The sequence below is a fragment of the Paenarthrobacter sp. NPDC090517 genome, from assembly GCF_044769165.1.
Lineage (GTDB): Bacteria > Actinomycetota > Actinomycetes > Actinomycetales > Micrococcaceae > Arthrobacter.
Genome location: NZ_JBIVXN010000001.1, coordinates 19,258 through 42,167 on the forward strand (window position 1 = coordinate 19,258; position 22,910 = coordinate 42,167).

Below are 22,910 nucleotides of genomic sequence, written 5' to 3' on the forward strand. Positions count from 1 at the left end.
CGCCAGCAACAGCCACCCCGAAAAACTTCACGAAGGACAGATACAGTGACCAAGACTCTCCGCGTTGCCGTCATCGGCGCAGGCCGCATGGGTGCGGACCACATCAAGCGCCTCAGCACCCGCATCCACGGCGCTGAAGTAGCCGCCGTCGTCGACGTCGACCTTGCCCGTGCGCAAGCCGCCATTGAGGGAATCGACGGCGCCGTGGCGTTGGTCAGTGCCGACGAGGCACTCAACAACGGTGATGTCAACGCCGTCCTGATTGCAACGCCCGGTTTCCTCCACGAGGAAATCCTCTATAAGGCGTTGGAGAAAGACTTCCCGATCTTGTGTGAGAAGCCGCTGACCCCGGACGCTGATAGCGCCTGGAAAGTTGTCCAGGCCGAGCAGGCTTTGGGTCACAAGCGCATCCAGGTGGGTTTCATGCGCCGTTTCGACGCCGAGTACTCGGCTTTGGGTGCGATCATCCGCAACAGCGAATTGGGGGAGCTGTTGATGTTGCACCACCAGCACCGCAACCCGAGCACGCCCGAGGGATTCACCAACGAAATGCTGATCAACGACTCCGTCGTCCACGAGTTCGACGCAATCCGCTACTTCACGGGTGAAGAAATCACCTCCGTGCAGGTCCGCCTGGGCAAGCCCACGCGCAGTGCGCCGAACGGCCAGCACGATCCCCAGCACGTGCTGCTGGAAACCGAGTCAGGTGTGCTGGCCGACGTCGAAATCTTCGTCAACGCCAAATTCGGTTATCAGGTGGCCACGCAAGCATCCTTTGAAGAGGGCATTGTGAGCATCGGCGCCGATAACGGCCCGTACATCCAGTCCGCGGGCAAATGGGGCGGCAACGTCACCCCAGGTTTTGAAGAGCGATTCGGAGCTGCGTACGACGTCGAGGTGCAGTCCTGGGTGGACGCCGCACTTCGCGGCGAAATCGGCGGTCCAACCGCCTGGGACGGTTACGCCACCGCGGCCTGCTGCGAGGCCGGCGTCGAAGCCCAGAAGTCGGGCGAAAAGGTCAAGGTTCAGCTGAACATCAAGCCTGACCTTTACAAGTAGGGGACATTCATCATGAAGATTGCACTGGATCCCACACCGTTCCACCACAGCCACACCCTGCTGGAGTTCCCTCGCGTGGCGGCCGATCTCGGCTACAAATACCTTCAGATGACCCCGCATGCGGATCTCATTCCGTTCTATAACCACCCAAAGGCCGACGATGAACTCGTCGGAAAACTGAAGGCAGCCTGCAAGGACGTCGGCGTCGAAATTGCGTCGGTCCTGCCGGTCCTGCGGTGGTCAGGTCCGGACGAGGACGCCCGCGAAGCCGCAGTCCGGTACTGGAAGCGCGCCATCCAGATCACGGTGGACCTGGGTGTCCAGACCATGAACACCGAGTTCAGCGGCCGACCGGAGAAAGCAGAGGAGTCTGAACGTGCGTTTTACCGTTCCATGGAGGAGCTGCTACCGATCATCGAACGCGAAGGCCTGGACGTCCTCATTGATCCGCACCCGGACGACTTCGTGGAGGACGGCCTGGCCGCTCTCCGTGTCATTAGGGGCGTAAACTCCCCGAACATCGGGATGGTCTACGTCGCTTCGCACAGTTTCCACATGGGTAACAAGCCGCTGGAGATCATGCGGGCAGCGGGGGACAAGCTTCGCTTGGTGCATGTCTCGGACACCATGAACCATCATGCGTCCCACGGCCTCCGGTACATCACCAACCCGCCCGGCAATGCCGTCCGCGTTCACCAGCACCTCAAGATCGGCGACGGCGACGTGAACTGGGACGAATTCTTTGGCGGCCTGAAGGAGATCGGTTTCCTGGACAAGGAGAACACCGTGATGGTCTCGTCGGTTTTCGCTGAGGATGAGAACGCGGAAGATGTTTCCCGCTACCAGCTAAAGACGATGAACGACTACGTCGCCCGAACGAACTAAAGCCGGTAGCGGTCGGGGCGGCTGACCCCGTAGAAACGCCCGACGCCGGCAGGCGTCGGGCGTTTCTACGTCCCGGAGCAAGAACTCGTCAGAGCGCAATCACAACATTCTCCAGCGCGCTGCGGCGGGCTGCGTCCAGAACTTCGAGGGTCCGGATCCCGTCTGATGCCGGCACTGGTTCGGGACCTTCGCCGCGGACCGCCTTGGCGAACTCTGTGTAAAAGCCGGTGTAGTTTCCCTGCGCGGACGGCACAAGCCCGCGCTTTCCCGTGCGGGACAGGGTTCCCCAATTCTCCTGCGCGTCGATGCCCCACGTTTCGGGTTCCGCTGAAGGCCTGCGTCCCTGCAGCAAAGCATCCGCTTGAACGTCGGAACCCGAAGCAATGTAGCTACCCTCGCTTCCGTAGGCGCGCAATTCCCTGGTGGTGGAGTGGTTGAGCTTGCTGGCGGATACGCTGGAAACCGCTCCCGAAGCGTGGGTCAGGGTGATAATGAAGCCGCAGTCTGTTCGTTCCCCGAATCGGTCAGTCCAGTCCAGGGTGGCGTGCACATGGCTCACCGGCCCAAGGAGCCACAGCATCTGGTCAACCAGATGGCTGCCCAAGTCGCGCAAGAGCCCGCCGCTGGTACCAACTTCCAAGCTGTCTGCGTTGTCCTGGTCCATGATGGAGTGCACGCGCCATAGCTCGCCCAGTTCTCCTGATGCCAACACCTTGGCGAGCGTCAGGATGTCCGCATCGCGGCGGCGGTTATGGAAAACGTTCAAGACAACGTCTGCCTCCCAGGCGGCATTCGCAAGTTCACGCGCTGCGTCTGCGGTAGGGGCGAAAGGCTTGTCAGCCACAACATGAACGCCGGAACGAATGGCATCCATCACCAGGTCATAACGCGTGTGCGGAGGGGTGGTGATGGTGACGGCATCCACGCCTGCGGCGAGGAGCCCGCCAAGGTTCGCGTAGGTAGGCAGCCCCGGGAAGTCCGATTTCACAGACGCCTTGGTTGCATCCGAGCGGGCTACAACCCCCACAAGTTCGATGTCCTCGGCGGCTTCAATGAACGGTGCATGAAAGTACTTCCCGCCTGCTCCGTATCCAACAAGGCCAAGTCTCATGTTCTGTCCCTTCCTTTTGCTGTGTGGGCCTACGTGATTTGTGGATACAAAAGGATGGGGACGGCGCCTAAGCGCCGTCCCCATTAGAGCCCGGTAAGTAGTCCCAAGGGGCCGGGCCGTAAAGCCTCAGGCCGTCGGGTTCAATGACGCAGAGAGTGCCGCATCAGCGTCCAGGAGTACCTGGGCTGCCACCTGCAGCCCTTCGATGCGACCTAGGGAAACGTCCTCGTGTTCGATGTTGACCAGCATGTCCGGGTCCACCTCGTGCAGCGCACGCAGGAACTCAGTCCAGAAGGCGGTGTCGTGGCCGCGGCCCAGGGCCACGAAGTCCCATGAGGATTTTTTCGGCCATTCATTGGCCCACTCGTCGCCACCAAGGTTTGTGCGGTTCTCATCCGGAGAGAGCCGGCGGAAGCTGTTGTCCAGCACCCCGTAAAGGGCTGCATTCCCGGTATTCACCCGGACATCCTTTGCGGCCGCCTGGAACACCAGCGGACCGAGCTCGCGGACCACTGCAACTGGATCCATCTGCTGCCAGAAGAGGTGCGAAGCATCCAGTTCCACACCGACATGCGTGGCGCCGGTGAGTTCGATGAGCTTGTAGACGTCCGCAGTGTTGAACACGATGTTCTGCGGGTGCAGTTCGAGTGCCACCTTGACGTCGTGGTCCGCAGCAAGGCGGTCGGTTTCCCTCCAGAAATCGGCGGCGACGCCCCATTGATAGTCCAACACGTCAAGTGCCGCAGAGTTCCAGGCATTGACCACCCAGTTGACGGTAGTAGCACCGGGCTCGCCGCCGGGCAGCCCGGACATGGTGACTACCCGTTTCTGTCCCAGCCGATGCGCCAGTCGAATGGAGCGGCGGATGTCTTCAGCATGCTTTTCGCCGATTTCGCGCCTAGGGTGCAAGGGATTGCCGTTGCAGTTCAGGCCGGCGATCGAAACGCCGGTCCCCTCAAACAGCGCCAGGTAATCATCGCGGGCCGCGTCGCTCTCCAGGATCTGATCCATGGTGGGTACATGAACTGCCGGCAGGAAGCCGCCGGTATTGATTTCAATGCCGGTCAGTCCTAGGTCTGCGATGACCTTGAGCGCCTCCGGGAGTGGCCGGTCGTGCAGGATTGCGTTGTAGACGCCGAGTTTCATAGTGTGATCTTCTTCCCGTTGTTGAGGGCGGATTCGGTGACGGCACCGAGAAGTTCCATGTTGCGCACGCCTTCGTCGAAGGTGGCGCAGCGAGGCAGGGATGTGTCTTCGCCAAGGCCTGCAACCTCCTCGAGGAACGCGCGGGCCTGGTAGCCGAACGCGTCGTTTTGGCCGAAACCCACCTCGGGAGCGTCCATGGCGAGGCCGCCGGTGATGTACGGGTGGCCGGGGCCGAGGATCACCTGGCGGTAGCCGTTCTGATTGCCGGATCCGTCATTGAGGAACAGTTGGATTTCCGATGGGCGGCGCTGGTCGAACTTGGCTGCGCCCTTTTCGCAGAACACCTCGAACTGCAGGCTATTGGCGTGTCCTGCCGCTACACGTGAGACTTCGAAACTTCCTGCACCGTTTGCGAACTCTGCGTTGAATGCCGCGTAGTCGTCGTTCTCAACAGCTTCGAAGGTGTCGGTGACGGCCACATGGTCATGACCCATGACGGCGCTGAGCGGCAACGGACGCTTGTGGATCGCAGTGGTGAGCCGGCCGCCGCTGATGGACTTGATGTCACCGCACAGGAACTCGGAGACGTACGTCAGATGACTTCCGACGTCGGCCAGCGCACCGGAGCCGGGGCCACCTTTATAGCGCCAGCTCATCGGCGCTTCGGGGCTGAAACCGTAGTCGGTCCAGTACCGGCCGCTGAAGTGCAGGACATTCCCCAAGGTGCCGTTCTGGATAAGGTCGCGGATGTAGGCGATACCCGGGGTGCGGCGGAAGGTGAATCCAATACGGGCGATGGAGTTGGCGTTCCGGGCAGTGTCCGCCATGGCACGGGCATCTTCCAGCGAATCGCTCAACGGCTTCTCGCACAGCACGTGTTTGCCGGCGGCCAGGAGGCCTTCAACCACTTCGCGGTGCAATGAGTTCGCAATGACAACGCTTACAACGTCAATATCGTCCGCTGCTGCAATTGCCTGCCATGAGGTGTCATTGCGTTCGTAGCCGAAGCGGCGGGCCGCCAACGAGCCGAATTCAGCGTTCACGTCACCAATGGAGACCAAACGGATATCCGGAAGCACCGGGCTGTAGAGGGTGGACGCAGTCCGGTAGGCCGCTGCATGGGCCTTGCCGGCCATGCCTGCGCCGATGACCGCGACGCCAAGGCTTTCAGCCATGATTTCTCCTTTGAAATTCTGCCGCGGCGGGGGAGACTCGACGGCATTTTGTAGCGCTACAATTTTGTAGGTTGGATTTGAGATTAGCCATGTCTATATGTCCTGTCAATCCTTCATCCCCATCGGACCGCCCCTACGGAAGTTGGCCCCATGAGCACAAGTACGCCGCAGGCGCGGCGCCCAACGATTTATGATGTGGCTAAGCTGGCCGGCGTTTCGCCGTCGCTGGTCTCGCTGGTCCTCCAGAACCCCGCGAAAGTCAGTGAGAAGCGCCGCGAGGCGGTCAAAACTGCCATTGCCGAGCTGGGATACCGCCCCAGCCGGGCGGCCACCACGCTGGCGAGCAGCCGGACCAAGAGCATCGGCCTCGTCATTGACGACTACCGCAACCTTTGGTTTGTTGACCTGCTGCGCGGACTGGAATCAGTGTTGACCGAACATGGCTATCAGGTCATGCTCGCCGATTCCCGCCCGGGTGAAAACCGCATCAAGGAGGCTGCTGACGGATTGCTGGCCATGCATGTGGACGGGTTGGTGATCGCCGCCGAACCTGGCGCCACGGCGCTGAGCGGCACGGAAGTTCCCACCGTGGTTGCGGGGTGGCGGAATGGAGTTCCGGCCGACGCTGACCTCATCACCAACGACGACGACGGTGGCGGCGCGATGGCGGCGGACCACCTGCTGCAACTCGGGCACCGCAGGATCGGGCACCTTTCGGGCTCTGGCGGCGCTGCAGCCCACCGCAGGGACGGCTTCCGGGACCGACTCCATCAAGCCGGTGTAGAACCGCTGATCGTGGGGGAGGAGGGCGATACCACGGAGGAGGACGGGTACTCTTCGGCTTGCTGGCTCCTTGATCGCCACCCGGACACGACGGCAATTTTTGCGGCCAATGACACGATGGCGCTGGGCGCCTTTGGCGCGATCAAGGCCCGCGGCTTGTCGGTCCCAACGGATATCACGGTGATTGGCTATGACAATTCAGCGCTGGCGAAGTCCCGCTATCTCGAACTGACGTCCGTGGACAACCGCAGCGATGTGGTGGGGGTGGATGTTGCCAAAGCGCTATTGAATCGCATCCAAGGCGTTGCCCCGGTATCGCAGCGCAAGCTGATTGACCCCATTTTGGTAGTTCGGGGCACTACGGCGGCGCCACGATCCTGAGTGCTGGAGGAGGATGCCACGTACAAACATACTAATGTCAGGACAAACTCTTGACATTTGTGAGTTCGGTCACCATGATCGAGGTAGCAGGCGATCCGGGAACGAGTCCCCGGACGCCCGAAGCTGACATCAAAGGAGATAACGGTGGCAAAATTCTCGTGGCGCAAAGCGGCAGTCGTCGCAGCAGTGGTTCCGTTGGTGGCCCTGAGCGCCTGTTCCAGCCAGGGCGGCAAACCTGCAGATTCCGGTGGGGGTGCAGGCGCTGGACAGGTAGCCGGCACAGACCGCATTAAGGTGGCCCTGATTACTCACGCAGCGGCAGGCGACACCTTCTGGGACATTGTCCGCAAGGGGGCAGAAGAAGCGTCAAGCAAGGACAATGTAGAACTTCTGTACACCAGCGATCCCGAAGCAGGGCGCCAGGCCCAGCTTGTTCAACAGGCCATCGACCAGAAGGTTGACGGCATTGCTGTCACGGTGGCAACTCCGGATGCGTTGAAGGATGTATTGAAGAAAGCCACTGATGCGGGTATCCCCGTGGTGAGCCTCAATGCAGGTGAATCTGTTTCCAGCCAGCTCGGTGCTTTCACGCACTTCGGATCCAACGAACAGCTTGCCGGCGAGGCAGTCGGCACCCGGCTCGCCGCAGAAGGCTACAAGCACCCGGTTTGCGTCATCCAGCAGCAGGGCCATGTGGGCCTCGAAGCGCGCTGCGCCGGTGTAAAGGCCAAGGTGCCGGCAACCGAAATCCTCTACGTCGACGGCAAAGACATGACCGCTGTCCAGTCAACGGCCACGGCCAAACTTCAGGCGTCCAAAGATGCTGATGTGATCATCGGTCTCGGCGCTCCCATCACCCTTACCTTGCTCAAATCGGTTACCGATGCCGGCAGCTCGTCCAAGGTAGCCAGCTTCGACCTGAATGCCGAACTTGCCCAGAAGATCGTCGACGGCCAAGTGATCTTCACAGTCGACCAGCAGCCATGGCTTCAGGGCTACATGTCAGTCGATGCCCTGTGGCAGGCAAAGCGCGGCGGCTTCAAGATCGGCGGCGGCCAGCCCGTCCTGACCGGTCCAACCATTGTGGACAAGGCCAACGCCTCAGACGTCCTCAAGTTCGCCCAGCAGGGCGTCCGCTAGATCCAGGCATCCGGCTGCGTGGCGGAGAACCGCCACGCAGCCTGACCAACAAGGAGTCATTCCTATGGCAAATACAACAACTCTGCCGCCGACGGGGGCTTCGGCCCCTGGCGACGAACGGGTCGGACGCCGTAGTCCGGTCCAAAAGTTCCTGGCGAGGCCCGAGGTCGGTGCACTGGTCGGAGCAGTTGTCCTGTTCATCTTCTTCGCTTCTGTTTCCCAGACGTTTACCCAACCGAACGCCCTCGCCACTGTGCTCTACGGCTCATCGACCATTGGCATCATGGCGGTAGGGGTTTCACTGCTGATGATCGGTGGTGAGTTCGACCTTTCCACTGGTGTGGCCGTGATCTCCTCCGCCCTGACTGCCTCGCTCTTCAGCTGGAACTTCTCGCTCAATGCCTGGGTGGGTGTCACGCTGGCTCTGGTGGTCTCGCTCGGCATCGGATTCATCAACGGCTGGATTCTCGTCAAGACCAAGCTCCCCAGCTTCATCGTCACCCTGGCGACCTTCCTCATGCTTACGGGCCTCAATCTGGCACTGACCCGCCTCATCGGCGGCAGCGTTTCCTCGCCGTCGATCTCTAAATTGGACGGATTCGAATCAGCACGGGCGGTGTTCGCCTCCTCCATCAGCATCGGCGGCGTGGAAGTCAAGATCACGGTGTTCTTCTGGATCGTCCTCGTGGCAGTGGCATCGTGGATCCTTTTGCGCACCCGCGTTGGCAACTGGATCTTCGCCGTGGGCGGTGACGCCAATGCCGCCCGCGCAGTTGGTGTCCCTGTAACCAAGACCAAGATCGGTCTCTTCATGGCGGTTGGTTTCTGCGGTTGGATCCTGGGCATGCACAACCTCTTTGCCTTCGATGCCGTGCAGTCCGGCGAAGGTGTGGGCAACGAGTTCCTCTACATCATTGCTGCCGTCATTGGTGGCTGCCTCCTCACCGGCGGCTATGGTTCGGCCGTGGGTGGCGCGATTGGTGCCTTCATCTTTGGCATGGCGAACAAGGGAATCGTCTACGCGCAGTGGAACCCGGACTGGTTCAAGTTCTTCCTGGGCTTGATGCTGTTGCTCGCCACCATCGTCAACCTCATCGTCAAGCGACGCGCGGAACTCAAGTAAGGGGCCCGGGAAATGAATGCCAAAGCGATCGACCAGGAAACGTTGCTCCAGAATGAGCGCGATCCCCTCACCCACACGCCCGTCCATCTCCTCTCCTTGGAAGGGGTCGGCAAGCACTACGGCAACATCATCGCCCTGCGCGACGTCACGATGGCCGTGGACAACGGCCGTGTCACCTGTGTTCTGGGAGATAACGGCGCGGGTAAGTCAACGCTGATCAAGATCATCGCCGGCCTCCACCAGCACGACGAAGGCGTCCTGAACATCATGGGTGAGGAACGGAAGTTCGGCTCCCCCCGAGATGCCTTGGACGCCGGCATTGCCACGGTGTACCAGGACCTTGCAGTGGTACCGCTGATGCCGATCTGGCGGAATTTCTTCCTCGGATCAGAGCTCACCAAGGGCTTCGGACCGTTCAAGTACATGGACGTCGAACAGATGAAGGCCATCACGCTGAAGGAATTGGCCGAGATGGGCATCGACCTGCGCGATGTGGAGCAACCCATTGGTCAGCTCTCCGGTGGTGAACGCCAGTGTGTCGCGATTGCCCGCGCCGTGTACTTCGGTGCGAAGGTCCTGATTCTGGACGAACCCACGGCTGCGCTGGGTGTGAAGCAGTCAGGCGTGGTCCTGCGCTATATCCTCCAGGCCCGCGACCGTGGTCTGGGCGTCATCTTTATCACCCACAATCCGCACCACGCCTTCCCGGTCGGGGACCGTTTCCTGCTGCTCAAGCGCGGCAAATCCATTGGCTACTACGACAAGAAGGACATCACCCTGGACGAACTCACAGCCCAGATGGCCGGCGGCGCTGAACTGGCTGAACTCGCACATGAGCTCGAGCAGCTGGGTGGCCACGGCGACGTGGTGAAAGAGGTCAAAGCGGAAGTTGCGGACGTGACGGACAGCGTGAACGCCGGCGCTCCGAAGCACGCCTAGCAGCAGCACAGGCTCAGTAACAGCAGGCCCAGTAGCAGTATCGGCGGGGTGCTTCCGGTCCCCCCGGAACACCCCGCCACACTGTGCGCACAAAACGCACACACTTAGGAAAAGAAGGGAACACCATGCCGATCCGGGTAGGCGTCATTGGCGCCGGAGTCATGGGTGCAGACCACATCAGGAACCTCTCCAGCACCATCGGCGGAGCCGAAGTCACCTTTGTGGCAGACCTCGACGTCGACCGTGCCGCCGCGGCGGCACCGCCCACCGCGCGTATTACCTCAGACCCATCGGAGCTGATCTATTCAAGTGAGGTGGACGCCGTCGTCGTTGCCTCGCACGATTCCACGCACGCCGGCCTGGTCCTTGAATGCTTCGAAGCAATGACCCCTGTGCTCTGCGAAAAGCCGCTGGCACCAACGCTTCTTGAAAGCCTGGAAGTAGTGGCGGCCGACGCGGACATCGTGGCCGCAACGGGTACTTCGCTTTTGTCCCTCGGTTTCATGCGACGCTTCGATCCGGGTTATGTGGCTCTGCGGGAATCCGTGCGCGGGAAAAAGCAGGGTGAACCCCTCATGGTTCACTGTGTCAGCAGGAATGGCTCAGCGGGGCCAGGAACAACTGCAGAATCGGCTATCACCAATTCGGCTATCCACGAGTTGGACATAGTTCCTTGGCTTTTGGATTCGCCCATTACGGAAGTGTCATGGCAGGCCGGAAAGAGCACTCGACATGCCGAAACCGGACTACAGGATCCGGCTTTCATGACGTTGCGCACTGCAGACGGGACACTCACCACGCTGGAGCTGTACCTCAACGCGCAGTACGGCTACACCACGCGCTGCGAGGTGGTCTCAGAACTGGGTACCACTGCCCTTCAGGAATCGTCCCCGCTGGCCTTCGAACAGGAAGGAGCCAGGCAGGAGCTAATCCCTGCGGACTGGCGCCCCCGTTTCGCTGACGCGTACCGGATTCAGTTGCAGGCTTGGATTTCCGCGCTCGCGGGCGGAGAGCCGACTCCGCTTGCCGGTGCACAGGACGGACTCAACGCCTCCCTCGTTGCACAAGCCATGATCCAGTCGCTGCACAGCGACGGAACGTCTACGAAAGTCAGCTACTCGTGACGCCAATGAGGCTCCCTTACTCCCGTGTACCGGAATCCCGCCATGCTCCCAGCCTGCGCTGGGGCATCATGGGCCCCGGATGGATCGCCGAGCGCTTCACCGAATCCATCCAGGCGCACACCGGGCAGGTGATTGCCGCCGTCGGCTCCCGTTCCCTGAACCGGTCCAAGGCGTTTGCGGAGGCGTTCAACATTCCCGCCGCCTATGGCAGTTATGAGGAACTTGCGGCAGCCCCGGACATAGACATTGTCTACGTGTGTACGCCGCATACCGGCCACCACGCGGCCGCGGTCCTGGCTATCGACGCCGGCAAGCACGTCCTGGTCGAAAAGCCGATTGGACTCGACGCAGACCAGGCACGGGACATCGCGGCGCGTGCCGAGGCTGCAGGTGTCTTCGCCGCGGAAGCCATGTGGACCTTCTTCCTGCCAAAATTCGATGTGATCCGGCAGATACTCGATGCCGGAACGCTGGGCACCATCACCACCGTGGTGGCCGAGTACGGTGAGCATTTTGATCCTTCGCATCGAATCTTTAATCCGGACTTGGCCGGTGGTCCGCTGCTTGATCTAGGCACGTACCCCCTGGCGCTGGTCACGGAGGTGTTGGGCAGTCCTCGTGAGCTGCATGCAATCGGTCAACCTCATGAATCGGGGGTTAATGCGCAATTGTCCGCCGTTATGCAGTTCGACGGTGGCGCCCAGGCAGTCGTGAACACCCACCTCCATAACTTCACGCCCACCACGGCCACCATTGTTGGCTCAAACGCCACCTTGGTCATCGAGGGTCCGTTCAACATGCCCGGTGCATTCGAAGTCAGGTTTCCTGACGGATCGCGGCTGCGTCACGCTGAACCAGCAGGCGGACACTTCGAAGGCCTTCACTACGAAGCCACGGCCGTGGCAAGGGCTATTGCCGCAGGCAGGATGCAAACCAGCGAACGGACGCTGGCAGCCTCCATCCGCACGCTGGAAGTAGCCGATGAGATTCGACGCCAGCTGGGCGTGGTGTTCCCGATACCAGTCACCCTTCAACCTCTAAAGGAAAATCATGAGTGATGTCATTCTTGGCTTGGTTGGCGTAGGACGCATCGGCGTCATGCACGCCAAAAACATCGTCGCCCTTAAGGAAACTCTGGGTCGCAGGGGCGTAAATATCCGCCTGAAGCTGACCGATGTAGCTACGGAGCATGCACGTTCCATCGCTGCTGGACTAGGTGCAGAGTTCGTTACTTCGGTGACGGAGATGCTCGACTCAGGTGTAGATGGCTTGGTTATTGCTACAGGAACGGCAACCCATCCGGAACTGATCCGCGCCGGAGTGGACGCCGGCGTTCCGGTGTTCTGCGAAAAGCCCGTGGCCATGAACGTCTCCGATGCGCTGCCTGTGCTGGACTACATCAGGGAGAACAACGGCGTGGTGCAAATCGGCCACCAGCGACGCTTCGATGCAGGCTATTTGGAGGCCAAGCGGGCGTATGAAGCCGGGGAATTGGGATGGATCCACTCCTTGCGCGCAGTTACCTGCGACATGACGCCACCCCCGGTCGAGTTCCTGGCGACATCCGGGGGGCTGTTCCGGGACTGCTCAGTCCATGACTTCGACATCCTCCGGTGGCTGACGGGCCGCGAAATCGTGGAGGTTTATGCCAAGGGTTCCAACAATGGAGACCCGGCCATCGGCGATGTGGGCGACGTGGATACAGCCTTGGCACTCATCACTTTCGACGACGGCACGGTGGGCACGGTTTCTGCCAGCCGCTACAACGGGGCAGGCCACGACGTGCGGTTGGAGATTCAGGGCTCGGATGGCTCGGTGATGGTGGGCCTGGATGGGAAGAGCGCATTGACCTCGGTTGAGGCTGACGTCACTTTCCCCGGAGGGAAACCGCACCAGACCTTCGCGGAGCGTTTCGACCAGGCGTACCGCTCCGAGATGGTTGCCTTTGTGGAGCTGGTCATGGGGGAGCGCGAAAATCCGTGCACCCCGGAGGACGCGGTAGCAGCCTCCCGTGTGGCAGATGCGGCCCAGGAATCGCTGGCAACCGGCACGCCCGTGAGCGTTGCCCTCAAAGTAACCAACTGACGATTCTGCCAAAAGCGCCCCTTCTTCGAAAATGTTGGATTCGAAGAAGGGGCACTTTCATGCCTTGTACTAGGCGCCGAATGGCAGCCGCGAATCGATGTCCTGGCCGTCCCAGCTTTGCCGTACCCAACCATGGTGGGGGTCGTCGCTGATCAGCCATTCGCGAACGGGCCCAGGGCCTGCCATGACGTTCAGGTAGTACATGTCGTAGCCTGGCGCTGCCATTGCGGGGCCGTGCCAGCCGTAGGGCACCAGGACGACGTCGCCGGTCCGAACTTCTGCGGAAACGTCGATGGGACGCTCATCCGAGGCATAGACCCGTTGGTAGCCGATTGCATCGGCATCAGCCGGTGCGCCGGAGCCGACGGCTACCTGTGTCTCGAAGTAATAGATCTCTTCAAGGTGGGTTTCGCCGTCCTTTTCCTCATCGTGCTTGTGTGGGGGATAGGAGGACCAGTTCCCGGCGGGAGTAATGACCTCGCACACGATAAAACGGTCGGCCTCCAGTGCTGCCGGGGTGCCGAAGTTGTGTACCTGCCGTGAACAGTTACCGGCGCCCCGGAGTTCCACAGGTGTCTCGGCAGCAGTGACGAGGCGGGTCGGGTAGGCGGTCTGCGCAGGGGCAGTTGCAATTGCTACACGCCCGCCGTCTGCCGAGCTGATGCTGACGGACTTTCCGGTACCGGAGTACAAGACGTCGCTGGGTCCGTGGAACACGGAGGCCCGGCCCGCAAGGGCATGGTCGACGCCGTCGACGGTTACGGTGAAAGCGCCGCTGAGGGGCACCACAATACGTTCCTCACCAACAGCTGGGAGCTCGACGGCGGCGCCCGCCGGGATGGTTGCGACCTTGAGGCCAGTGTGTTGCCAGCCATCAATGGCAATGGTGGAATCAGAGGTGCCGAGCGAGATGTCCCACACGCCGTCGGCGGCGGAACCCAAGGGGTAAACCCAATTCGTCATGGAAGGGGAGTCCTTTGTATTAGCTGTATCAGCGCTGTACGAGTGTCATTTCAAAGCTGTAGGAATCGGCGCGGTAGACGTGGTGGCCGGTCTCAACGTGGCGGCCGGTGTCATCCACAGCCGTGCGTTCCATGGTGACCAAGGCGGAATTCACCTCGGTCTCAAGGAGGGGTGCCTGGTAGTCATTGGCAATCATGGCGCCGATACGTTGCGTGGCCAGGCGGAAGTTGACGCCGCCACGGCGCAGGATTGAGTAGAGCCCCTCTGCCGCAAGCATGGCTTCGTCCATGGTGGCGATGTCATCCCGCACCCAGTTCTCCATCAGGGCCAGTGGTTTGCCCCCAACTTTGCGAAGACGCGTGAAGTGGTAGACCTTGGAGCCAGCGGGAAGCTCAAGCGCCGCGAGGGTGGCGGCGTCTGCTTCCTCGTGGGAAAAGCTGAGCACGGTGGTGGTGGGCTTCTTGCCGTTATTGGTCAGGTCGTCGAAAAGGCTGGAAAGTTCCAAGGGTCGCCGGACCTGGCTGGACACCACTTGGGTACCTACCCCGCGTTTGCGAACCAGGAGACCGGAGCGGACCAACTCGTCCATGGCCTTACGCATGGTTGGCCTGGACAGATTGAGCTGGGCTGCAAGATCGATTTCGTTCTCAAGGCGACTGCCGGGTTCCAATACTCCGCTGTGGATGGCTGCCTCGATACCCTGTACAACTTGGTGGTAAAGAGGCACGGGAGAAGAGCGGTCGATGTTAAGACCAAGTTTTGTAACCACTGGATACCCCGGGTTTCAGGCGCAACCTGTTGCCTCCGGGCGGATGCTCAAGGTATGTAGCCATTTGTTCGCTTGATAGGACATACTTTCTCCCTCGATGGTAGCAGTCAACTTTCGATGGTCAAATGGTTTATGTCAGAGCACAAGACGTCGGGAGGATGAGTGCATTGCCAAAGACCGGAAAGAATGATCACGCCCGCAAGGACGAGTTGCCGTCCACCCTGCAGCGCTCGGACCAGAAGGCCCAGGACACTTTTGCCAAGACCTACGATTCGGCCATGGAGTCTTATGACAACGATTCGAGCAGGGCAGCCCGCACGGCGTTTGCGGCTCTGAAGCACAGTTACGAAAAGGTGGGCGACCACTGGGAGCCCAAGGAGGAACGCGGACCTTCCGATGCCCGCGCGGAGGAGGGCGTGGATTCAGCCAAGCCCACGGCCGGGGGTGTGGATGCCAATGCCTCCAAAGAGCACCTCTACCGGCGCGCGCGGGAGTTGGACATCAAGGGTCGCTCGAAAATGGACAAGAATGAGCTGGTGGAAGCGCTGCAGAAGGCCAACGACGCCGCAACGCGGAAGGCTCGGGAAGGCTAGCCCCTCATCATCCCGCCTGCTCTTGACTGGGTCCGACATGCGCCAAATATGCAGGAACCGGTTCGCACCGGCATAGTTAACGTCTTGGGGTTGCACTTTATGGGTACAGTCACCGCATGAAGGCAGGACAGAAACGAACAGGGGCTTAACTTGGCAGGGAATGCGACCTTCCGGCACAGCAACACCGCGCTGCTCTCGGTGAGCAGCGTCGAGGCTCCGAGGATAGTGAGCTCCACGGATTTCGACCGGAGATTGGCTTCGACCCTGCAGCGGCTGAAGTTTCCACCGCGATTGCTCGAGCGCGTTGCAGGCATCACGCATCGCCGCTGGTGGGCCGCAGGGACATCGTTCGATGACGCTGCGGTGGAGGCGGGCGCCAAAGCCTTGGCTGAAGCCGGCGTCGAAGCCTCGGAAATCGGCTTGCTGATCAATACATCGGTTACCAGGCGCAACCTTGAGCCGTCCGTGGCGGTCAAAATCCACCACGAACTCGGCCTGCCGTCGTCGGCCATGAACTTTGACTTGGCCAACGCCTGCCTCGGATTCGTGAACGGCTTGATCCTGGCGGCGAACATGATCGACTCGGGCCAGATCCGGTATGCGGTCATCGTCAACGGAGAGGACGCGCAGGGCACTCAAGAGGCCACGCTGGAGCGACTCCAGAGGCCTGAGACCACGCGCGAGGATTTCAACCGGGAGTTTGCCACGTTGACTCTGGGGTCCGGGGCCGCCGCGGCCGTCCTGGGCCCTGTGGACGAGCACCCGGGGGCGCATCGGCTTGTGGGCGGCGTCATGCGGGCCGGCACGGAACACCACGAATTGTGCGTTGGAGGTATCGATGGCATGTCCACCGATACCAAGGGCTTGCTCGACGGCGGCCTGCAGCTTGTGGTGGATGCCTGGCATGAAGCCCAGCCCGAGTGGGACTGGGCCAGCATGGACCGCTATGTCACACACCAGGTCAGCAATGCCTACACCCAGGCGATCATCAATGCCATCGACCTGGACCCGGAGAAGGTCCCCATTACGTTCCCGCACTGGGGCAATGTGGGGCCCGCGTCGCTCCCCATGACGCTCGCAGCCCAGGCGCAGTCATTGACATCGGGTGACCGGGTCCTGTGCATGGGGGTTGGCTCGGGACTGAACGCAGGAATGGTGGAAATCGTTTGGTAGCCGCCAACTGGCCCGGTGTGGACCCTGAATGGTCGCGGACAATCCGCGTAGTGTCCACGTCGGAGGTTGACGCTCCGGGCTCTGTTCGCCGCTGGCACTTGCTGGATAACGGCGCCCAGCTCGCGCGCCGTGGCCTGACCCCGATCGGGACTTTGCTGTGCGTGCATGGCAACCCCACCTGGTCCTACCTTTGGCGGACGCTGTTGAGTGCGGGATCAGACTCCGCCCATCCGTGGCGGGTTGTTGCCGTGGACCAGCTGGACATGGGTTATTCAGAGCGTACCGGCACATTCCGTCGCCTGGCTGACAGGATCCACGATCTCGGTGATCTCACTGATGCGCTGGGTCTGGAGGGGCCGGTGGTGACGGTAGGCCACGACTGGGGTGGCGTGGTCAGCATGGGCTGGGCGCTGGAACATCCGCAGCTCGTCACGGGTGTGGTGCTGACCAATACGGCCGTACATCAACCCTCGGATTCGCCAATCCCGCCAGCCCTTCGGCTCGCCTTGCACCCCGCCGTACACAAGTGGGGCACCACGACGTCGGACGCGTTCCTGCGGGTAACGCACTCACTGGCGAACCCGCCGCTGCAGGCCGACGTCGGAAGGGCTTTCATGGCACCCTACCGCGGAGCCGGACGGCGGGCAGGGGTGGGGAATTTTGTTGCGGACATCCCTGCAGACGCTGACCATCCCAGCTTCCCGGCGCTTACCCGTGTAGCCGAAGGCCTGCGCGGGTTGAAGGTTCCCACCCTGATGCTCTGGGGGCCCAAGGATCCAATATTCTCCGACAGGTACCTCAAAGACCTTATCGGCCGGCTTCCGCACGCTGACGTCCATCGCTTCGAAGGAGCCGGACACCTCTTGCCGGAGGACCGGGACATTGCCACGCCCATCTTTGATTGGCTTGCCGTACATGGTGTCGCAATCAGTGGCGACGATTCCCAAGTTCCCGTTTCTACTGTCAGCGGAGAGCCGGTCAAGGATATGGCCGAGGAGAAGGACCCGGCCCTCCGTCCACTGTGGGGACTTCTCGGCGAGCTGGCGGCTGGACCGTCAAACGAAGACATTGCTGTGGCCGAAATGGCGCCCGACGGCAGCGTGAGCCGTTCGCTCAGTTGGCAACAGCTGGACCGGAACATCCTTGACCTGGCCGCCGGCCTTCGGGAAGTCGGTGTAGGGCGCGGTAGCCGGGTGAGCCTCATGGTCCCACCCGGCACCGAACTCACCGTGGCCCTCTATGCCTGCCTGAAGGTGGGTGCGGTAGTAGTGGTGGCCGACGCCGGTCTGGGAACCAAAGGCATGAGCCGCGCGGTGAAGGGTGCTACCCCGGATTTCATCATTGGCATCGACAAGGCACTCGCTGCAGCCTCGGTGCTCGGCTGGCCGGGGCGGCGCATCAGCGTGCAGGACCTCCCCGCCACCCGCCGTCGAATCCTGGGGGTTGAGACCTCGCTCGCGGCCTTGGGAAGGCGTGGAGCCATAGGCGGCGCCGGGCGTGGCGACGAGATGCCAAGGACGAGTGTGGATCCAGCTGCCCCAGCCGCTGTCTTGTTCACGTCCGGTTCCACTGGCCCCGCTAAGGGAGTGCTATACACCCACGGGCAGTTGGCCGCGATGCGGGATACGGTTGCCGCGACTTTCGGGATCCGTTCCGGTACCCGCCTTGTAGCGGGCTTCGCCCCCTTTGCTTTGCTGGGTCCGGCGCTCGGAGCAGTTTCGGTAACCCCGGCCATGGACGTTACTGCGCCCCGCACCTTGACGGCCCGAGCACTGGCGGACGCCGTCGCTGGCATCTCCGCTACCGTGGTCTTCGCCTCGCCCGCAGCGTTGCGTAACGTCATAGCCACCCGGGATGCCCTGAGCGGGACAGGGCGCATTGCTCTTCACAAAATTGAGCTACTCCTATCCGCAGGCGCGCCCGTCCCCGAGCCGCTCCTGGCACAGGTGCAGCAGTTGATGCCCCAAGCCTCCCTGCATACGCCCTACGGGATGACGGAGGCGCTTCCAGTCACGGACATCAGCCTGGAAGAAATTCAAGCCGCGGAAACCGACGCGGCTGCCGGGACCGTCCTCGGGGCCGGGAACGGGGTTTGCGTGGGGAATCCGGTTCACGGAGCCGACCTGGCTGTTGTTCCGTTGGCGACGGATGGAACCGCACCCGGATCGGACCTTGTGACCGAGGCAGGGGTCACCGGCGAAATCCTGGTCAGCGCGCCGCACGTCAAGGAAGCCTACGACAGGCTCTGGCTGACCCAACGGGAGAGTGCCGGCGTGAGCGGATGGCACCGCACGGGCGACGTGGGACACTTCGACGCCGCTGGCCGTCTTTGGGTGGAGGGACGCCTTGCCCATGTTGTGACGGCGCCTGGGACTGTGGTGACGCCGGTCGGGGCAGAACAATCCATCGAACGCCTGGACGGCGTACGGGTGGCCGCCATCGCCGGGGTTGGACCGTCGGGAACCCAGGCAGTGGTTGCGGTAGTGGAGACCGCGCCTCCCGTGCCCAAAGCCGGCCCCGCCGGGCCGCAACTCGCGGGGCGTGTCCGACGAGCGGCCGCCGAAGCCGGGGTCGATGTCAGCGCTGTGCTGGTGGTCCCTGCACAGCCCACCGACATCCGGCACAACGCCAAGATCGACAGGACCCGCCTGGCCCGCTGGGCTTCACGGGTGCTGGCTGGCGGACGTCCGGGGAAGCCATGAGGGTTCTGGTCACCGGTGCCAGCGGGCTCCTGGGAGGGGAGGTTGCACGGCAACTGCTTCGCCAAGGCCATGCCGTCGCAACCTTCCAGCGCCGCCCGTCGGGCGTGGACGGCGCGGAGGACTTCTGCGGTTCCATTGACGATGTAGCGGCTCTCCGCAACGCAGTCGCCGGGGCGGAAGGAATCATCCACCTCGCCGCCAAAGTGTCCATTACAGGGCGCGCGGCCGAGTTTGATGCAGTAAATGTGGAGGGGACACTCCGGTTGCTCAACCTCGCACAGGCGGCCGGCGTGCGGGACGTCGTATATGTCTCGTCACCGTCGGTGGCCCACTCCGGGGCAGCCATCGTGGGATCGGGGGCGGCGCAGGCTGACCCACACCACGCGCGCGGCGACTATGCCCGCACCAAGGCCGAGGCAGAATTGCTGGCCCTCGCGGCAGATCGACCGGAGTTCCGGGTGGCAGCAGTGCGGCCCCACATTGTGTGGGGCCCCGGCGACACCCAGTTGGTGGAACGCGTCCTGGCTCGCGCCAGCCACAGTCGTCTGCCATTGCTCGACGCCGGCGCTGCCCTGATCGATACGACTTACGTGGACAACGCCGCGTCTGCCATCGTTGCTGCCCTGCACCGGATGGAGCACGTCCATGGCAAGGCCGTGGTGGTGAGCAATGGGGAGCCCCGGCCCATCGGCGAGCTGCTGGCCGGCATCTGCTCAGCGGGTGGCGTGGCCCCGCCGTCGTGGTCTGTGCCGGGCGGTGCGGCAAGGGCAGTCGGAGCAGTAGTGGAAAAACTCTGGACCTGGGCGGGGCGCAAAGAGGAACCGCCGATGACCAGGTTCCTCGCTGAACAGCTCTCCACCGCGCACTGGTTCGACCAACGCGTAACCCGTGAGCTCCTCAACTGGAAGCCTGCTGTTTCGATTGATGAGGGACTGGCGAGGCTGGCCGAACACTACGGTTCGAGTATCCGGCCATAGGGAAACAGGCCGGGATCGGAAGGGCGGTTCTGCCTTTTCACCGGATTAGTGTTGCCAAACCCTAACCGCAGGATCAAAGTGAGATAAATCAGATCACTTACATGGTCCGGGGGGCCGTGTACGGGCCGGGGGTGGACCATGAGCACCACGTCAGACAACGCCTTGGAAGCAACGCCCGCAGGTGAGGAACCAGAGCTAAAACGCGTGCTTGGACCCAAACTTCTCCTGCTCTTTATTGTCGGCGACATTCTGGGAGCTGGCGTCTACGCGGTCACCGGGACCATGGCAGGGACAGTTGGCGGCATCGTCTGGTTGCCCTTCCTGCTCGCCTTTATCGTCGCCACCCTCACTGCGTTTTCCTACCTTGAGTTAGTGACGCAATACCCTCAGGCAGCAGGCGCCGCGCTTTATACGCATAAGGCCTTCGGGATCCATTTCGTCACGTTCCTCGTGGCGTTCGCTGTTGTTTGCTCCGGCATTACCAGCGCGTCGACATCCGCCAATGTCCTTGCCCAGAACTTTTTTGGCGGCTTGGAGGTTAACGGCTGGATGGATGTGCCGGACCGTGGCGTGATCACCGCCGTGGCGCTGGGCTTCATGCTGCTGCTTGCGGTGATCAACCTGCGCGGCGTGGGGGAAAGCGTTAAATTCAACGTCATACTCACCGCCGTTGAGGTGCTGGCACTATGCGTGGTGATCGGGGTTGGCTTCTTCGTCATGGCCCAGGGAACCGGCAATGTCCAGGAGATCTTCGTTTTTACCGATTACCAGGACAAGGGGCTGTTTCTAGCCGTCACTGCAGCTACGTCCATTGCATTCTTTGCCATGGTTGGCTTCGAGGACTCCGTGAACATGGTTGAGGAAACCAGGAATCCGGAGCGGATTTTCCCCCGCACCATGTTAACTGGCCTCGGAATCGCAGTGATCCTCTACATGCTGGTGGCTGTGTCCGTGGTGAGTGTGCTGACCCCGGCAGAGCTGGGGGAGATCAGGGAAGCTGAAGGAGCAGCGCTCCTGGAAGTAGTGCACAAGGGATCACCGGATTTCCCCATCGACAGGATCTTTCCTTTCCTCGCCGTGTTCGCAGTGGCCAACACGGCGTTGATCAACATGTTGATGGCCAGCCGGCTGATTTATGGCATGGCACGCCAGCACGTTTTGCCCCGCTCCTTGGGAAGAGTATTGCCGGGTCGTCGTTCGCCGTGGGCTGGCATCGCGTTCTCCACCGTCCTTGCCATGGGGCTGATTTGGTACGTCAGCATCGACCCCGCAAGCAACATCGTGGCCAATCTTTCCGGGACCACGGCGTTCCTGCTGCTGTGCGTGTTCACCCTGGTAAACGTCGCCTGCGTCGTTCTTCGCCGAAAGCGGGATCCCCACCGGAAGGTGTTCTTCACGTCTCCGGGACAACTGCCGTTGGTGGCAGCCGTACTGTGTGCCTTCCTCGCTGGTCCATGGGTGGGCAGGAACCCCATCCAGTACCAAGTGGCTGGCGGCCTTATGGCCATCGGCGTGGTGCTGTGGTTCATTACCTGGCTAATCACCAGGCGGACCAATACCGGAAGGGAAGAACCAGCCCGCGGGGAGGCGGATACAGAAAGCCAAGGTGGACAGCGGCCGCCGCAGGAATAACCCGGAATCAGGTCAGGTGGTCGAAGTCTCCCCGCGTCCATGCTGCGTGCCGTTGGGCCGAGTCGTGCAGTGCGTCTTTCGCTCCGGAGGCGATGACGTTGTTGAAGTTGCCGTAGATACGGTCGAACGTCAGCATTTCCAGCTGGGCTGCGATACGTAACGCCACCGCCCCGGACAGGGGTAAACGATTGGGATAGCTGCGCATGAACGCGACCGTGCGACGATCGGGATTGGGAAACACGGTGTCACCCGTCAGCAATACCCCTTTGCCACCGGCTCCTGCTGCCCAGTGCGCCACCGCACTGCCTGGGAAATGCCCACCCGTCTGATGCAGGACCAATCCATCCGCGATTGTTGTGCTGCCGGACCAGTAGGTAACGCTTGGGTCGCTGCGGCCGAGCCATTCGCGGTCGGCCTCGGCGACCAGGACCGGGACGTTGCCAAGACGGCGCGACCATTCCACCTGCACGCCGAACATGTGCGGATGGCTGGCGGCGATAGCTGCAACGGGGCCGTGTTCGAGGACCCCTGCCACAGCGTTGTCATCGACGTAACCCACGGGATCCCACAGCAGCGAGCCCTTGGGCGTGACCACGAGCTGGGCAGTCTGCCCGATACCTGCTTTGGGCTCGGTGCTGACTGCTATGAGGCCGGGTTCATTTTGCTCCAGCACGATCTTCCGCCCGGCACCAGCCAGTTCGTCCAGAGTGAGCCACTGCTGTCCGTCCTCGGGCACGTATTGCCGTTCGTCGGCGCAGATGGGACAAACGTCCGGCGTAGGCTCATCGCGTTCAACGGCGCAGGTCGCGCAGATCAACATCAGAATTCCCTTCCTTGGCACTTTGTATCCGTCTGTCCTGCCAGGTATCGCGAGATGATCATCATGCTTACTATTGTGGGGCAGTCGAAGTCGGAGAGGGACACCACACTAGGAGCGGACATGGCACTGAGCAAGGGAACACGCGTGGAGTGGAACACCCCGCAGGGCAAGACGCACGGAAAGATCGTGGTAAAGAAAACCAGCGAGTTTGTACTGGATGGCAACAAACACGTGGCCAGTGAGGACGAGCCTCAGTATGTAGTGGAGTCAGAAAAAACCGGTGCCAGGGCAGCGCACAAGGGCTCCGCATTGACTGAAAAGAGTTAGTCG

21 protein-coding genes are annotated in these 22,910 nt (G+C 61.7%); 15 read left to right on the top strand and 6 right to left on the bottom strand.

Annotation, left to right across the window (positions count from 1 at the left end; all coding sequences use genetic code 11):
• Nucleotides 1-45: 45 nt before the first annotated feature.
• Both ACIQTW_RS00085 and ACIQTW_RS00090 read left to right on the top strand, forming a co-directional pair.
• A complete protein-coding gene (locus tag ACIQTW_RS00085; protein ID WP_402932300.1) occupies nt 46-1,059 on the top strand; it encodes a Gfo/Idh/MocA family protein in 1,014 nt (337 codons plus the stop codon).
• Nucleotides 1,060-1,071: 12 nt separating this feature from the next.
• Complete coding sequence (locus tag ACIQTW_RS00090) at nt 1,072-1,944, top strand: sugar phosphate isomerase/epimerase family protein (RefSeq protein ID WP_402932303.1); 873 nt, start codon at nt 1,072-1,074, stop codon at nt 1,942-1,944.
• 88 nt (nt 1,945-2,032) lie between these two features.
• Here ACIQTW_RS00090 and ACIQTW_RS00095 read toward each other — a convergent pair whose 3' ends face one another.
• From ACIQTW_RS00095 to ACIQTW_RS00105, 3 genes are all read right to left on the bottom strand, one after another.
• On the bottom strand, nt 2,033-3,055 hold the full coding sequence (locus tag ACIQTW_RS00095; protein WP_402932306.1) for a Gfo/Idh/MocA family oxidoreductase: 1,023 nt from the start codon (nt 3,053-3,055) through the stop codon (nt 2,033-2,035).
• Nucleotides 3,056-3,181: 126 nt separating this feature from the next.
• Nucleotides 3,182-4,201 (bottom strand): sugar phosphate isomerase/epimerase family protein, encoded by a 1,020-nt coding sequence (locus ACIQTW_RS00100; protein WP_402932309.1) that lies wholly within the window; start codon nt 4,199-4,201, stop codon nt 3,182-3,184.
• Complete coding sequence (locus ACIQTW_RS00105) at nt 4,198-5,376, bottom strand: Gfo/Idh/MocA family protein (protein ID WP_402932312.1); 1,179 nt, start codon at nt 5,374-5,376, stop codon at nt 4,198-4,200. Before ACIQTW_RS00105 ends, ACIQTW_RS00100 begins: the two co-directional genes overlap by 4 nt.
• A 150-nt stretch (nt 5,377-5,526) precedes the next feature.
• Between ACIQTW_RS00105 and ACIQTW_RS00110 the strand changes: the two genes are divergently transcribed.
• The 7 genes from ACIQTW_RS00110 to ACIQTW_RS00140 all read left to right on the top strand — a co-directional run bounded on the left by ACIQTW_RS00110 (nt 5,527) and on the right by ACIQTW_RS00140 (nt 12,951).
• Nucleotides 5,527-6,540 (top strand): LacI family DNA-binding transcriptional regulator, encoded by a 1,014-nt coding sequence (locus ACIQTW_RS00110; RefSeq protein ID WP_402932315.1) that lies wholly within the window; start codon nt 5,527-5,529, stop codon nt 6,538-6,540.
• 144 nt (nt 6,541-6,684) lie between these two features.
• Nucleotides 6,685-7,680: a substrate-binding domain-containing protein gene (locus ACIQTW_RS00115; protein ID WP_402932318.1), complete on the top strand. Its 996-nt coding sequence runs from the start codon at nt 6,685-6,687 to the stop codon at nt 7,678-7,680.
• Between the two features lie 64 nt (nt 7,681-7,744).
• Entirely contained in the window at nt 7,745-8,803 is a 1,059-nt protein-coding gene (locus ACIQTW_RS00120) for an ABC transporter permease (protein WP_402932321.1), read from the top strand.
• Nucleotides 8,804-8,815: 12 nt separating this feature from the next.
• Nucleotides 8,816-9,742 (top strand): ATP-binding cassette domain-containing protein, encoded by a 927-nt coding sequence (locus tag ACIQTW_RS00125; protein ID WP_091467187.1) that lies wholly within the window; start codon nt 8,816-8,818, stop codon nt 9,740-9,742.
• A 125-nt stretch (nt 9,743-9,867) separates the two neighbouring features.
• Nucleotides 9,868-10,866, top strand: a complete 999-nt coding sequence (locus ACIQTW_RS00130) for a Gfo/Idh/MocA family oxidoreductase (protein ID WP_402932325.1) — start codon at nt 9,868-9,870, stop codon at nt 10,864-10,866.
• Nucleotides 10,867-10,871: 5 nt separating this feature from the next.
• Nucleotides 10,872-11,924 carry a Gfo/Idh/MocA family protein gene (locus ACIQTW_RS00135; RefSeq protein ID WP_402932328.1) on the top strand — a complete coding sequence of 351 codons (1,053 nt, stop codon included), beginning with the start codon at nt 10,872-10,874 and terminating at the stop codon, nt 11,922-11,924.
• Entirely contained in the window at nt 11,917-12,951 is a 1,035-nt protein-coding gene (locus tag ACIQTW_RS00140) for a Gfo/Idh/MocA family oxidoreductase (protein WP_402932331.1), read from the top strand. The genes ACIQTW_RS00135 and ACIQTW_RS00140 overlap by 8 nt, the downstream gene beginning before the upstream one ends.
• 69 nt (nt 12,952-13,020) lie before the next feature.
• Here the strand turns inward: ACIQTW_RS00140 and iolB are convergent, their stop codons facing one another.
• Both iolB and ACIQTW_RS00150 read right to left on the bottom strand, forming a co-directional pair.
• Nucleotides 13,021-13,914 carry a 5-deoxy-glucuronate isomerase gene (gene iolB / locus ACIQTW_RS00145; protein ID WP_402932334.1) on the bottom strand — a complete coding sequence of 298 codons (894 nt, stop codon included), beginning with the start codon at nt 13,912-13,914 and terminating at the stop codon, nt 13,021-13,023.
• A 28-nt stretch (nt 13,915-13,942) separates the two neighbouring features.
• Nucleotides 13,943-14,683 carry a GntR family transcriptional regulator gene (locus tag ACIQTW_RS00150; RefSeq protein ID WP_017199821.1) on the bottom strand — a complete coding sequence of 247 codons (741 nt, stop codon included), beginning with the start codon at nt 14,681-14,683 and terminating at the stop codon, nt 13,943-13,945.
• A 158-nt stretch (nt 14,684-14,841) separates the two neighbouring features.
• On the opposite strand from ACIQTW_RS00150, the gene ACIQTW_RS00155 reads away from it, so the two are divergent.
• The 5 genes from ACIQTW_RS00155 to ACIQTW_RS00175 all read left to right on the top strand — a co-directional run bounded on the left by ACIQTW_RS00155 (nt 14,842) and on the right by ACIQTW_RS00175 (nt 21,760).
• Nucleotides 14,842-15,276, top strand: a complete 435-nt coding sequence (locus ACIQTW_RS00155) for a ChaB family protein (protein WP_402932337.1) — start codon at nt 14,842-14,844, stop codon at nt 15,274-15,276.
• A 150-nt stretch (nt 15,277-15,426) separates the two neighbouring features.
• Nucleotides 15,427-16,449 carry a 3-oxoacyl-ACP synthase III gene (locus ACIQTW_RS00160; RefSeq protein WP_402932340.1) on the top strand — a complete coding sequence of 341 codons (1,023 nt, stop codon included), beginning with the start codon at nt 15,427-15,429 and terminating at the stop codon, nt 16,447-16,449.
• Nucleotides 16,443-19,151: an alpha/beta fold hydrolase gene (locus ACIQTW_RS00165; RefSeq protein WP_402932343.1), complete on the top strand. Its 2,709-nt coding sequence runs from the start codon at nt 16,443-16,445 to the stop codon at nt 19,149-19,151. Before ACIQTW_RS00160 ends, ACIQTW_RS00165 begins: the two co-directional genes overlap by 7 nt.
• On the top strand, nt 19,148-20,128 hold the full coding sequence (locus tag ACIQTW_RS00170; RefSeq protein WP_402932346.1) for an NAD-dependent epimerase/dehydratase family protein: 981 nt from the start codon (nt 19,148-19,150) through the stop codon (nt 20,126-20,128). Before ACIQTW_RS00165 ends, ACIQTW_RS00170 begins: the two co-directional genes overlap by 4 nt.
• A gap of 138 nt (nt 20,129-20,266) precedes the next feature.
• The gene (locus tag ACIQTW_RS00175; protein WP_402932349.1) at nt 20,267-21,760 is read left to right on the top strand and encodes an APC family permease; all 1,494 of its coding nucleotides are present in this window, start codon (nt 20,267-20,269) and stop codon (nt 21,758-21,760) included.
• A gap of 7 nt (nt 21,761-21,767) precedes the next feature.
• On the opposite strand, the gene ACIQTW_RS00180 is transcribed toward ACIQTW_RS00175, so the two are convergent.
• Nucleotides 21,768-22,580 (bottom strand): MBL fold metallo-hydrolase, encoded by an 813-nt coding sequence (locus ACIQTW_RS00180; protein ID WP_402932352.1) that lies wholly within the window; start codon nt 22,578-22,580, stop codon nt 21,768-21,770.
• Nucleotides 22,581-22,700: 120 nt separating this feature from the next.
• Between ACIQTW_RS00180 and ACIQTW_RS00185 the strand changes: the two genes are divergently transcribed.
• Nucleotides 22,701-22,907, top strand: coding sequence for a DUF2945 domain-containing protein (locus tag ACIQTW_RS00185; protein ID WP_402932355.1), 207 nt, complete (start codon nt 22,701-22,703; stop codon nt 22,905-22,907).
• Nucleotides 22,908-22,910: the final 3 nt, after the last annotated feature.